We start from the raw sequence: 11,667 nt of genomic DNA on the forward strand, positions 1-11,667 counted from the left end.
AATGATTCTGTACACTGCAATACCTCTGCGTTTATGGTTTCGCATATAGCCATAATCCTTCGCACCTCCCATAACCCCGGCCGGGCAAACGCCGTCAAGCCGTCATTTAGATATATGAGCGTATATACGGGCTACGACGCCTGCCGTCACATCATACGACGTCGCCTTGACGGAAGCCGTCTTCATGACTATCGTCGTAAATTTCTCAATTTCTTCTTCAGACAGCGTGACCGTATCGGGCATGAGATCTTTCATAAATGCTTCGAAGTCATCGGAGCCGGCGAATCCCAGCAATTCCCATACGCGCTGGGCTTTATCGGCCATGGATTCTTCCATAAGCTTCATGTACTGAGGCAGCAGCAGGCCGTTGGCCCGGCCATGCGAAAAACCCCTGTAATACGTCAGGCAATATCCCATGCCGTGTACCAGCGTCGTACCAGCCTGGGAAATGACGATGCCCGCCAAGGTCGAAGCATACATGAGGTCTTCGCGGACGGCATAGGACAGCGTGCCGCGCAGCTGCGTCAGATGAAGGCCGAAAAAGCGCAGGGCTTCTTCAGCCCATACGTCGCTGACAGGCGTCGCATCCTTCGCCATATAGCCTTCTATCGCATGAGACAAGGCGTCGATAGCCGTGTCGATCGTCACGTGTTCCGGTACGCCCATCGTAAAGGACGGATCGGCCAAAGACAGCTTCGGATATAACATTGGCGATTTGACGCCCTGCTTCGTGCCGGCCTTATGATTGGTCAGGATACTAATTTTCGTCACTTCGCTGCCCGTGCCAGACGTCGTAGGAACGGTGACAATAGGCAGGGGCGGCGCTCCGTACGGCCCTGTAAACAGCATCTCGTCGTCCAAATCGTTCGTGCATAATAAGGCGATCACTTTAGCTGCGTCCATAGGCGAACCGCCGCCAATGCCGATGACGAAGTCAACCTGTTCCTTCCGCCCTAGCTCCGCGCCGTTCCGCACGGTTTCGACAGACGGGTTCGCTTCTACTTCGTCAAACAGGACCCAGCCGAGGCCTGCCGATTCCAGTACGGCGACGACAGCGTCCTGCGATCCGTTTCGCTTCGCCGAACTGCGTCCCGTAACGATCAGGGCTTTCTTGCCCAGCGCCGCCATATCTGCCACGGATTGGGCAACGCATCCTTTCCCGAAATACAATTTCGTCGGCATTTCATACGTAAACATACCAAACTCCCCCTGCCTATAATGATGATGTATACTATCACGCGCCGATTCATCCGTCTTTCTGTATGGAAAACAGCTTCTTGATTTTCAGCGCGATGAGAATATCCAGCTTATCTTCTTCTTCGTTTAGTTTCTTCCCCGTAATAGTTTCTATCTTATTCAGTTTATACAGCACCGTATTGCGGTGAACCACTTCGTGAACTGCCGTATCCTTAATACTGCAGCGATGAGACAGGTAATATTCCAGAGTCTCCACCAGCGACGAATGATGAGCGGCGTCGTATTCGTCCAGCCCTTTCATCGTATCGTCGTAAAATTGCCGCAGCGTGCCTGGTGAAGGACCGTCCAGCAGCAGCTTGTACACGCCGACGCGCTCATATTGTACGACAGGCCGCGTTTCCGAAACGAGAGCCGTCATAGCTGACGCCCGCGTATAGCTTTCAGACAACCGTTCGACAGAAGGTACGGCCGAGCCGACGCAAACCGTAACGGAAAGGTCTCGGCCCAGAAAGTATTCACGCCATTCCCAGGCCCTGCTCCATGCGTTTGATTCACCTTCGTCCGGCGCTACGCATACCAGAGCGTCGCCGTACGTCAAAACGTGGACGTCGGGCTCGCAAGCGCTCATCTGCGCCGCCGCCTCGTCGAGACGGCGGCGTTCTGCCGGACGGACGACGAAAACACGGAAGGCCTTATCGATATCTATGCCGTACGTCCGCAGGGCTCGGCAAGCATTGCCGCACTGGCCCGGATGCATGAGAATAAACAGGAAATATTGGAGAAATTGTTGTTCTCTAGTTTCCTCTTCAATGATAAACTGGCATAAGTAGCGTGTAATATCGACTAACCGCACGCTCCACGGAATAAGGAACAGGGGAAATCCGCGTTGTTCGCAAAACGCCGCGACGGATTTCGGAACGCTGCGTATAAAAGGGCCGATGTTGATCACCAATCCGCTAGCTCTGCTTTTCTGTAACTTCTTGATATAATCCAGCAGCCACTCTTCGCCGTTATAGATACTTCCCGTGCAAAACACCAGTTCCCCGCCGTGTAAAAACAAAGCGGATTCCTTGTTTTCTATAATGTGTATCCACGAAACACGGCTGTCAAAGCCCTGCGTTCCTGTCAGGCACTGCATCTTGTATACTTTCTGACTTTTAGCATATAAAAACCCTACTGTGACAACCACATGTTTCGCCCCCTTAAACGAAAACGAGCACGATGAACAGTGTACACTTCATCGTGCTCGCGTTAAACGCTTTTATGCTTTTGTATAACCGTACTACATTTTCGTAAGTTAGTAAATATCATCGCCAGATTTTCCTAATATATTTTATGTATGTGCGTTATAATCTGTAAACATAAAACATTTACACCACGCTTCACGCTGTAACGCCTATGTAAGTATGGTATAATGGAAAAAAATCTATCAGGAGGACACTCATGAATATTACCGTCTTAGGCTGCGGCCGCTGGGGCGCTTTCCACGCCTGGTACGCCGACCGCATCGGCCACACCGTCACCTTATGGGGCCGCCCGTCGTCCCGCAATCTGGAAACCCTTCGCTGTACGGGAAAAAACGAATACCTGACCCTGCCCTCGTCCATCGCCCTGACCGACGATTTGGCCGACGCCCTGCATAATGCCGACGTCTGCATCATTTCCATCAGCGCCCAGCAGCTCCGCGCCTTCGCCGGACAGCTTCGAGAAACGGGATTTTCCTCGTCCCTGCCCTTCATCCTGGCCATGAAGGGGCTGGAAATCGGCAGCGGCAAGCGCCTAACGACGGTCATGGAGGAAGAGCTGGAGCCCGACGTGCAGACTGCCGTCTGGGTCGGCCCGGGCCACGTGCAGGACTTCGTCGCCGGCATGCCGAACTGCATGGTCATGGCCTCCCGCGACATGGACCTGACGCGCCGCCTCGTCGACGTCTTCACCAGCCCCCTCATCCGCTTCTACTACGGACAAGACCTCCTGGGCATTGAAATCGGCGCGGCTGCCAAAAACGTCATGGGCATCGCTGCCGGCATGCTCGACGGCGCAGGCCTTACGAGCCTCAAAGGAGCCCTCATGGCCAGAGGCACCCACGAGCTGTCCGTCCTGATTGAAACGCTGGGCGGCAACGCCATGACCGTCTACGGCCTGAGCCATTTAGGCGATTACGAAGCGACCCTCTTTTCAGCCCACAGCAACAACCGCCGCTTCGGCGAAGATTTCATCCAAGGCAAGCCCTTCCATAAATTAGCCGAAGGCGTGTATACAACGGAAGCCCTCGTCGACCTGTCCCGCCGCGTCGGCGTCGAACTGCCCATTACGCAGGTCCTGTACGGCATCGTCAAGCTCGGCAAGGACCCCCACGCCATGCTGGAACAGCTCTTCCTGCGCTCCACCAAGGCCGAATAAGCCTACTCCATAAATCCCTTCCCCTGGCGAATACAGTCGACGGCCTGCTGCAGCCGCGCCAAGCCTTCCTGTAGTTCCGGCAGATTCCAGGAATAAAACTGCGGCAGCATCCATTGGGACGTCCACATGATGTAGTGTATATACGTCAGGATATCCTTGAGTTCCTCCCGGTTATGCCTGGCTGCAAAGGTCACGTTGTTATGCAGTATCTGGCTGCATTTCGAGTCGATTTTTGAAAGACGGCGGTTGAACTGGACGATATCCGGCGAGACGTCGCCCTGTATGAGCTGATTAAAGTCTCCCAGCACGTAATACCGCGTCAGGCGGTTGCAGCGGGAAAGCTCCCATCGCTCCATGAACTGCCGCTTATACGAGTCGGCCTTCCGGCGCAGCGACGCCCCTTCCCGGCTGTCGCCGGCCGCATAGGCTTCCATGGCGTTGGACTCGAAATTCAAGTACCACAAATACCATTCATAGGTCCGCCCCTTGGCGCATAAATTCGCCAGGTCGGCGTACTTCTCCAGGGAAGAACGCAATATACAATACAAGGGCCGCAAATCAAAATAATCGATATCGGACATGCACTTGGCCAAAAAAGAGATCGTCGAATAATCGGCAAATATAGCATTATATAGCCAAAAGGGATAATCCTGCAGCATCAGCGTGCCGTTTACCGACAGGGAGCGGGCCTCATGGGTAATCCTCCGTATCTTCTCCGCCGCTTCGTCCATATAGTGATTCAACGCATAACTGGTCCGCATTTCCAGCCTCCTCATCTCGTAGTTCGCAGCTCTATTGTATCACACACAAAAAACGACACGAAACACAGCCAGGGAAAATTCCCTAGTCCCTGTGTATCGTGCCGTTTCCTCTATGCCGCGCTACCGCAGTTCATTCTTATCTTCGCCGATGCGCGTGCCGTCCATGAACTTCATCGCCGTCGGTTCCCAGGTGACCTTGAGGTCGCTGAGAGGAGAATCGTAGGCTTTGACTTCTTTTTCGTTCGTGTCGTTAATATCGGTGTAAATCGTATCGGTCCGCGTCACGCCGGCCACGACAGGCATCGTGTCCAGATAATCAGCGCGGAACAATTCATTGCCCGACGCATCGGAAACGATGAACCGCCCTTTGAAGGTCTGAATATCGTTCTGCGATACGTTGGCGATGGAAATATCGAACTGTATCTGCGGATGCATGCGCCCGGCCGAGGCGTTCTGGTCGAGGCTTACCTTATCGACGACGGATACCTGCAGCGTTTGGTTCATCTGCTCCCGGTCCTTTTCGACCTGAGCCTTCCACTTGGCGTACACGTCGAGGATTTCGCCGACCGTCTTTCCTTCATAGGCCTTCTGATCCCGCGATTTAGCGAGGGATTGGAAAAATTCCTGCTGATCCTTCGTCAGCGACGTATCGGACTGAATCTGTTTGACGATTTTCGACGATTCGCTGGAATGCCATACGATAGATTTCGTATCCTTCGAGCCGCATCCCGATGTCAGCATGACCGCAATCAGTGCCGCCGCCAGCCATTTTTTGTTCTTCATAACGCTTCATCCTTTCCCTTATAATAATTCAAACACAGACAGCGGATCGGCTTTGATCATCGGTATGATATACAAGACCGATATGCCCGTCATAAACGATATAAGGCCGACGATACAAAAGCCCAATCCTAAGACAACATAAAAAATACGCATTCCCGTCGTTCCGCCTGTACGTCCGGCAACATTGCGGGCCCGGCTGTTATTGACAAACCATGACCACTGCTTGACGGCCCCTCCTATGGAATACAGGCCGAGGGCCAGAAATAGTATGTCGCCGTAATCATGAAAAAATGCAATAATGGCGTTGTCCATTCCCCCACCTCCTGCCTACGGCATCTTCACGAAGCAAATTTCCTCATCTCTTAATATTATTCTTTTTTTTTTGAAATACCTTCTTTTTTATGTAAAATCTATGTATATGATAAAATATTATACAAAGGAGGCCCTCCTATGCTGTCCGAACAAGCCCAAACCGTACTATCCGTATTACAAACTGCCCATATAGAATACCATGTGAAAGAACACATTCCCGTCTACACCATAGACGAAATGTCCGCCCTGCACCTCCCCGACGGCGAGGCCGTAGCCAAAAACCTGTTTATCCGCGACGATAAGAAAAGAACCTACTACATCATCGTCGTCCGACAGGAAAAAACGGTCAACCTCAAGGCCCTGCGGCAGACGCTGGGCTCGCGTCCGCTGAGCTTCGCCTCTGAAGACGACCTGTGGAAGTACCTGAAGCTGACCAAAGGGGCCGTCACGCCCTTAGGCGCCCTGAACGACGAAACACAGTCGGTCGTCGTCGTCTTCGACAAAGACTTTATGGGAAACCAAATCGCCGTCCATCCCAACGACAACCGGGCCTCGGTCTGGATGCAAACCGACGACCTAATCCGCCTCATCCAAGAACACGGCAACCCTGTCGTCGTCGCCGAGATATGACGGAGAACGTAAGATAGCATACGAGACGACAAGAGAGGCAGGAGATCGATTCTCCTGCCTCTCGTTTTATATGCGTATGCTATTCTTCCGTATCTTCTTCTTTTTCTTCCGGTTCCTGCCGCGTGACGAGGATTTTATCGACGCGGAGGTTGTCCATATCCATGACTTCAAAGGTAAATTCGTTCCAGACGTACGTATCCGTTTCCTTAGGAATGCGGCCTACGCCGTAGGTGACGAAGCCGGCCAGGGTCTTGTACAGGTCGTCTTCTTCGCCGGGCAGGTCATCTTCCAGATCGAAGAAATCCTTGAATTCTTCGATAGTCAGCAGGCCCTCCATGAGCCATTCGTTGGGGCCGCGCTGGACGATGCGGTTGTCGTTTTCCTTCTTTTCCTTTTCGCCTGACGGCATGCTGCCTACGAGCTCTTCCAGGATGTCGTGAAGGGTCAGCAGGCCGCTGAAATTGCCGTATTCGTCGAGGACGGCCGCTTCGTGGACGCTGTGCTCGCGGAAGACCGGCACGACCTTCATGATATCCATCGATTCGGGCACGAAGACGGGCTTCTGGACGCTCGATTCGACGAGGGATTTCATGGTCACGGTTTTCCCCGAATGGACGGCGTCGTAATATTTTTGGAAGACCATGTTGACCGAAACCATGCCGAGAAATTCGTCGAGAGAGCCCCTGCCGACGGGCAGGTGAATATGATTGAAGGCGATCATTTCATTCATAATCGTCTCGTCGGGATCTTCTACGTCAATCCAGTCAACCTGGGTGCGGTTGGTCATAATATCGCTGACGTTCATATCGGCCAGGCGGAATACGCGGTCTACCAGCTCGGGCTCTTCCTTTTCGAAAGCGCCCAGCTCTGCGCCCTGCTCCAGAAGGATTTTGATTTCCTCTTCCGTTACGGGCTGCACCTCCGGCTTGCCCATGCCGATGACCTTCGTCACCAAGGCCGTCGAAGCCGACAGAAACCAAATGAGGGGCGTACTGACCGTACAGAAATACAGCATCGGCCGGGCCAGAAAGCAGGCGATGGCTTCAGGCTTGTTGATGGCGATGCGCTTCGGCACGATTTCCCCTAAAATGATGGTCAAATAGGTAATGACAGCGACGATAGTCGTCAGGCTGACGCTGTAGGCATAGGGCTCCAGGCCGGGGATCATGGCCACGTACTGCGACATGGGGCCGGCCATTTCCGTACCGCCGTATACGCCCGTCAGCAGGCCCATCAGGGTGATGCCGAACTGTACGGCCGAAAACATCTTATTCGGGTTTTCCCGCAGCTTCAGGACGATTTTCGCCGACTTGCTGCCCTCTTCGGCCATGGCCTCCAGCCGCGGCTGATGGCAGCTGACGATGGACATTTCCAGCAGCGAAAATACGCCGTTGCCAAAAATCAGCAATAATATGACGATGCACTCTTTCCCTAGGGAAACTTCCAAAACAAATCACGTCTCCTTTAATACGCAAAAAATAATTTTTTAGTTTATATTATATCGTGTTTTTCCCATTCCTACAAGCGCAGCACAGCATGGGACACAAGGAAGGCCTCATGCCGAAATATTCCGCTGAAATGCTGCCGAATAACGGCCCGATACCTTGCCCGGCCGTCATCGTGACTTGCAAAGTACGCAGACATAGGCCGACTTTATTCACGTATCAATTCGTTGTCGCACGATCCGGTCTGGGCATACTGGCGCAGATTCTGAATCGTCGTTTCGCATAAATTATAATCAGCCTGATCCGTATAGAAAGCCGTATGAGCCGTAAATATGACGTTTTCGTAAGACAGCAGTTTTCTAATATCGGAAGCGACGTCTTTTTGAGATCCCGACGATTTTCGCAGCGCTCCTTCTCCTTCGATCACGTCGATTCCTAACGCGCCAATCTTACCGCTGTGAAGGCCCCGCAGTACGGACTGCGTGTCAAATAAAGGGCCTCGGGCGCTGTTGACAAGGACGACGCCGTCTTTCATAGCCTGAATGGCCTCGTCGTTTACCATATGGTAATTCTCTTTCGTATAGGCGCAATGGAAAATGATCACGTCGGCCTTAGCGTATAATTCGTCCAGCGTCACATAGGATGCATACCGGCGTACGTCGTCGTTTTCGTACATATCGTAAGCCAGGATAGCTTTAGGATGAAACCCGCTCAAACACTGTATCGTCGTATATCCGATACGGCCGGCGCCGACGATGCCTACGACCATATTGCGAAGTTCCCGCCCTTGCAATCCCGTCGTAGTAAAATTGCCATGTTCTACACGCAGTATCTGCGTCCGCAGCTTGCGAAGAAGGGCCAGCACGATCATCACCGTGTGTTCCGATATGGCGTTGGGCGAATATCTCGGCACGTTGGCCCCTTTGATGCCGTACCTTTTCATTGCCTCTATATTGAGATGATCGTAACCGGCGCTGCATGTCACGACGTATTTGACGCCGCTCTCGGCCAGAGCCCTATAAAAGGGTTCATCTTCCTTATGATCGCTGTAATAAATAAGGCCTTCGCACTTCGCCTTCTTAACCGTTTCCATCGTATCCAACGCCGCTTCGCAAGGCAGCCCGATTAATTCTATGTCGTCCCGTCCAAGGCGTACATACGGCGCAAATCTGGCTGCGCCGCCTCTCACGTTGCTGAAAATTCCCACTCTCATAGCATTCACGTCCTTTCTGCCAAACGGCGCATTGAAATACGATATACCAATAGATTTCATACGCCGTCGTATCATATGATATGGTATTAGACAGGTTCCTTTTCGTTATATCACAAGAAACGCATCGTTTCAAATTCTCATACGTATTTCAATTCTCTTTGCTTTTATACATAAATCATATAGAAATACATTCAATATTGTCTTTTTGTTATTATGATCGGAAGATGGGCAAACTTTTTTTCTTATAGTGGCGAATTTACAATACAAGTGCAACACCTATAAAAAATGACACATAGGTTTCTGATATAATAATGCTACCAAACAAAATCTATATCTCGGAGGAAACCTATGTGCCACTATCATCATCTTACTCTATCTGAACGAGAAAATCTACTCTTTTTTCGCGCGCAGTCCTATTCTATCTCTCGAATTGCGGCGGCCCTCGGCCGAGATAAATCCACGATCTCACGGGAACTACGCAGAAATACAGTGAACGGCAAGTATCTGCCCATCACCGCACAACAACAGTATGCCCGCCGCCGTAAGGCATGCAAGCCTCACAAGCGGTTAGAGAATGCCGAGCTATTCGCATTGGTTAAAAATCTCTTCCTGGTGCATCATTGGTCCCCAGAAGAAATTGCCGGACGCTTGCAGCTGGAACATCAGAAGGCACTCCTTAGCTATGCAACGATTTACCGCGCCATATATGCCGGTATGTTTGATGAAACGTCGTCCTCCCATGGGTCCCGCGGTGCGGTCCGCCGCTTGCGGCATCATGGAAAATCCCGGCATACCCGGCAATATCAGGAACGACGGGGTTCTATTCCCATCTCTCACGATATTTCGGAACGGCCAGCAGGAGCCGCTAACCGCTCCCGGCGAGGACATTGGGAATGTGATACCATAGCAGGAAAGACAGGAAAAGCCTGTCTGGTTACGTTGGTAGATAGAAAGAGCCGGTATCTGGTAGGAGGCAAAGCAGCCAAAAAGACAGCACAAGCCGTCAATACGGTATTGCTTCAGGTACTGCAAGGGCAACCTGTAAAAAGCCTTACGCCGGACAGAGGAAAAGAGTTCGCCCATCATGCCGCTGTCACGGAGGCCTTGAACGGCGTGCCGTTTTATTTCCCGCCGCCGCATCAGCCCTGGCAGCGGGGAAGCAACGAAAATACCAATGGCCTAGTCCGAGAGTATTTCCCGAAAGGGACGGACATCACACTCGTTCCAGAAGCCTATGTGCAAGCTGTTTTTGCAGAACTAAATCGCCGTCCCCGAAAATGTTTAGGATACAAAACGCCATACGAAGTACATTACTCTAAAAAGTTGCACTTAGCTTGACAATTCGCCATAAACAAACGTTAGCGGATTACTGGGTCAATACATCAGGAAACGCTATTTTACGGCAACTGATGAAGCAGACAGATGCAGAACAGAAAGAAGACCTATTGTCTTTATTGCATGGAGACAGCGTGACTGCGGTCATCCGCGAAGGCGTAATTTACGACGATATTGGCGAGAATCCAGACGCCTTATACACGATGCTGCTCACAACGGGATATTTAACAGCCATCCATAAGCAGAGCACATTCGGCGGGCAGTTGTGCCGACTTGTCATCCCGAACCGGGAAGTGAAAGACGCGTACCGGGTAGAAGTGCTGGAAAGAATGCGGGGCCGTTTGGCAGCCTCTAGTTTACTCCTTATGATGGAAGATCTCGTAGCCGGACATGTCGTACCGTTTTCGAAAACATTAGAACGGTATATTGCCTATCTGGTGAGTTCGTATGACGCAGCCAATAAAGAAAGCTTTTATCATGGATTTTTGCTGGGAATGACGGCTTTATTTGTCTCAGAATATGTTATAGAATCGAACAGAGAAAGCGGCTACGGCCGGTTTGATATCGCAATATTTCCTAAAGATACCAGTAAAGCCGGCGTCCTGATGGAATTTAAGGCCGCCGACAGCGAATCGCAGCTGGAAGATAAAGCCGACGAAGCGCTGCGGCAGATTGAGGAAAAGCAGTACGTCACAGAATTTGAAAAACGAGGGATTTTAAAAGTTTGGAAATACGGCATTGCCTTCTGCGGCAAGCAGGTTCATGTAAAAATGAAAATATAAGCACTACAGCAGCCCTAGCCAGTATTGGCTAGGGCCTTTTGCAATTAGAATGAAACATCAAAGTCTATACCCTTACCGTGACGATAGAATGCGGCCTGAAAAGATAATTCCATAAGCAATTTGAAAGAGTTGAACAAGATTTTATCCTCGTCATCAAATATATACGTCAGCTTTTTATTCCGGCATTGAAAGGTATACTGATAACACGTGCCTTCAAAAATAAGGGCCGCTTTGTTTAAGTTAGACACAGAATACGCGCCGTCCCAGTCCTGGGCGTCGCTGTTTAAGTACATATGGCATATTTCTTCCAGCATACGCTGATAGCGTTGGCAGTCTTCATCGGCAGCGATCCAATTCAGGTTCCAGATAATCAAATCTTCATAGCGAATATGATTTTCAAAGACGGGGCGTTGTTGAATGACAGGATAGATTCTATCGTTAAGCATATGGATCATTAGGCTGAATACAGCGTACTCATTTTGCGGCTCAGTGAATCTCAGTGGCCCTGTATCAGTATCTTTTTTCAGTAATTCATAATGTTTTAGAGAAATGTTCAGCTCTTTAAAAACGGCTGATTTGGTCAATATCATGACATAGACCTCCTTGGAAGTTAAGATTCGGCATAACAGGTAGTGTCAAGTATTTTTCGCAAAATGGTTTGCAGGCCCTGATATGAGTGAAGTCACTCAGCAATGGAGGTATCCTCCAGAGCCGCCTGTAGGTGCTTCATGTTCATGTACTTCTTGTTGCCCCACTGGGTACCGGCCACATGGCGCAGCCGGGCACAGACCAGCATGAGGGCGGAG

Annotated in this window: 12 protein-coding genes; 4 read left to right on the forward strand and 8 right to left on the reverse strand. The window is 51.0% G+C overall.

Annotation, left to right across the window (positions count from 1 at the left end):
* Window positions 1-102: 102 nt before the first annotated feature.
* A complete protein-coding gene (locus tag OCV58_RS02810) occupies window positions 103-1,197 on the reverse strand; it encodes an iron-containing alcohol dehydrogenase family protein (protein ID WP_154876883.1) in 1,095 nt (364 codons plus the stop codon).
* A gap of 49 nt (window positions 1,198-1,246) precedes the next feature.
* Window positions 1,247-2,386 (reverse strand): PucR family transcriptional regulator, encoded by a 1,140-nt coding sequence (locus OCV58_RS02815; protein ID WP_154876884.1) that lies wholly within the window; start codon window positions 2,384-2,386, stop codon window positions 1,247-1,249.
* A gap of 254 nt (window positions 2,387-2,640) precedes the next feature.
* Between OCV58_RS02815 and OCV58_RS02820 the strand changes: the two genes are divergently transcribed.
* Window positions 2,641-3,600, forward strand: a complete 960-nt coding sequence (locus OCV58_RS02820; protein ID WP_154876885.1) for an NAD(P)H-dependent glycerol-3-phosphate dehydrogenase — start codon at window positions 2,641-2,643, stop codon at window positions 3,598-3,600.
* A gap of 2 nt (window positions 3,601-3,602) precedes the next feature.
* On the opposite strand, the gene OCV58_RS02825 is transcribed toward OCV58_RS02820, so the two are convergent.
* The 3 genes from OCV58_RS02825 to OCV58_RS02835 all read right to left on the reverse strand — a co-directional run bounded on the left by OCV58_RS02825 (window position 3,603) and on the right by OCV58_RS02835 (window position 5,456).
* Window positions 3,603-4,361, reverse strand: coding sequence for a hypothetical protein (locus OCV58_RS02825; protein ID WP_087477775.1), 759 nt, complete (start codon window positions 4,359-4,361; stop codon window positions 3,603-3,605).
* Window positions 4,362-4,481: 120 nt separating this feature from the next.
* Window positions 4,482-5,144 (reverse strand): hypothetical protein, encoded by a 663-nt coding sequence (locus OCV58_RS02830; RefSeq protein ID WP_154876886.1) that lies wholly within the window; start codon window positions 5,142-5,144, stop codon window positions 4,482-4,484.
* 18 nt (window positions 5,145-5,162) lie between these two features.
* Window positions 5,163-5,456, reverse strand: coding sequence for an Imm17 family immunity protein (locus tag OCV58_RS02835; RefSeq protein ID WP_095628980.1), 294 nt, complete (start codon window positions 5,454-5,456; stop codon window positions 5,163-5,165).
* Between the two features lie 138 nt (window positions 5,457-5,594).
* Here OCV58_RS02835 and OCV58_RS02840 point away from each other — a divergent pair, with 138 nt between their 5' ends.
* The gene (locus OCV58_RS02840) at window positions 5,595-6,086 is read left to right on the forward strand and encodes a prolyl-tRNA synthetase associated domain-containing protein (RefSeq protein WP_154876887.1); all 492 of its coding nucleotides are present in this window, start codon (window positions 5,595-5,597) and stop codon (window positions 6,084-6,086) included.
* 79 nt (window positions 6,087-6,165) lie between these two features.
* On the opposite strand, the gene OCV58_RS02845 is transcribed toward OCV58_RS02840, so the two are convergent.
* Window positions 6,166-7,533 (reverse strand): hemolysin family protein, encoded by a 1,368-nt coding sequence (locus tag OCV58_RS02845; protein WP_154876888.1) that lies wholly within the window; start codon window positions 7,531-7,533, stop codon window positions 6,166-6,168.
* A gap of 206 nt (window positions 7,534-7,739) precedes the next feature.
* Entirely contained in the window at window positions 7,740-8,744 is a 1,005-nt protein-coding gene (locus OCV58_RS02850) for an NAD(P)-dependent oxidoreductase (protein WP_267312762.1), read from the reverse strand.
* A gap of 348 nt (window positions 8,745-9,092) precedes the next feature.
* Here OCV58_RS02850 and OCV58_RS02855 point away from each other — a divergent pair, with 348 nt between their 5' ends.
* Window positions 9,093-10,082 (forward strand): IS30 family transposase, encoded by a 990-nt coding sequence (locus tag OCV58_RS02855; RefSeq protein ID WP_107196804.1) that lies wholly within the window; start codon window positions 9,093-9,095, stop codon window positions 10,080-10,082.
* A 107-nt stretch (window positions 10,083-10,189) separates the two neighbouring features.
* Complete coding sequence (locus OCV58_RS02860; protein ID WP_267312763.1) at window positions 10,190-10,861, forward strand: PD-(D/E)XK nuclease domain-containing protein; 672 nt, start codon at window positions 10,190-10,192, stop codon at window positions 10,859-10,861.
* Window positions 10,862-10,905: 44 nt separating this feature from the next.
* Here the strand turns inward: OCV58_RS02860 and OCV58_RS02865 are convergent, their stop codons facing one another.
* On the reverse strand, window positions 10,906-11,451 hold the full coding sequence (locus tag OCV58_RS02865) for a hypothetical protein (protein WP_154876891.1): 546 nt from the start codon (window positions 11,449-11,451) through the stop codon (window positions 10,906-10,908).
* Between the last annotated feature and the right edge of the window lie 216 nt (window positions 11,452-11,667).

This window comes from Megasphaera stantonii (assembly GCF_025567065.1).
GTDB lineage: Bacteria > Bacillota > Negativicutes > Veillonellales > Megasphaeraceae > Megasphaera > Megasphaera stantonii.

What these genes read in the sequence shown, in the direction of transcription:
- OCV58_RS02855 (WP_107196804.1), top strand. Translation starts at nt 9,093, where the DNA reads ATGTGCCACTATCATCATCTTACTCTATCTGAACGAGAAAATCTACTC.
- OCV58_RS02810 (WP_154876883.1), bottom strand. Translation starts at nt 1,197, where the DNA reads ATGTTTACGTATGAAATGCCGACGAAATTGTATTTCGGGAAAGGATGC.
- OCV58_RS02865 (WP_154876891.1), bottom strand. Translation starts at nt 11,451, where the DNA reads ATGATATTGACCAAATCAGCCGTTTTTAAAGAGCTGAACATTTCTCTA.
- OCV58_RS02835 (WP_095628980.1), bottom strand. Translation starts at nt 5,456, where the DNA reads ATGGACAACGCCATTATTGCATTTTTTCATGATTACGGCGACATACTA.
- OCV58_RS02820 (WP_154876885.1), top strand. Translation starts at nt 2,641, where the DNA reads ATGAATATTACCGTCTTAGGCTGCGGCCGCTGGGGCGCTTTCCACGCC.
- OCV58_RS02830 (WP_154876886.1), bottom strand. Translation starts at nt 5,144, where the DNA reads ATGAAGAACAAAAAATGGCTGGCGGCGGCACTGATTGCGGTCATGCTG.
- OCV58_RS02840 (WP_154876887.1), top strand. Translation starts at nt 5,595, where the DNA reads ATGCTGTCCGAACAAGCCCAAACCGTACTATCCGTATTACAAACTGCC.
- OCV58_RS02825 (WP_087477775.1), bottom strand. Translation starts at nt 4,361, where the DNA reads ATGCGGACCAGTTATGCGTTGAATCACTATATGGACGAAGCGGCGGAG.
- OCV58_RS02850 (WP_267312762.1), bottom strand. Translation starts at nt 8,744, where the DNA reads ATGAGAGTGGGAATTTTCAGCAACGTGAGAGGCGGCGCAGCCAGATTT.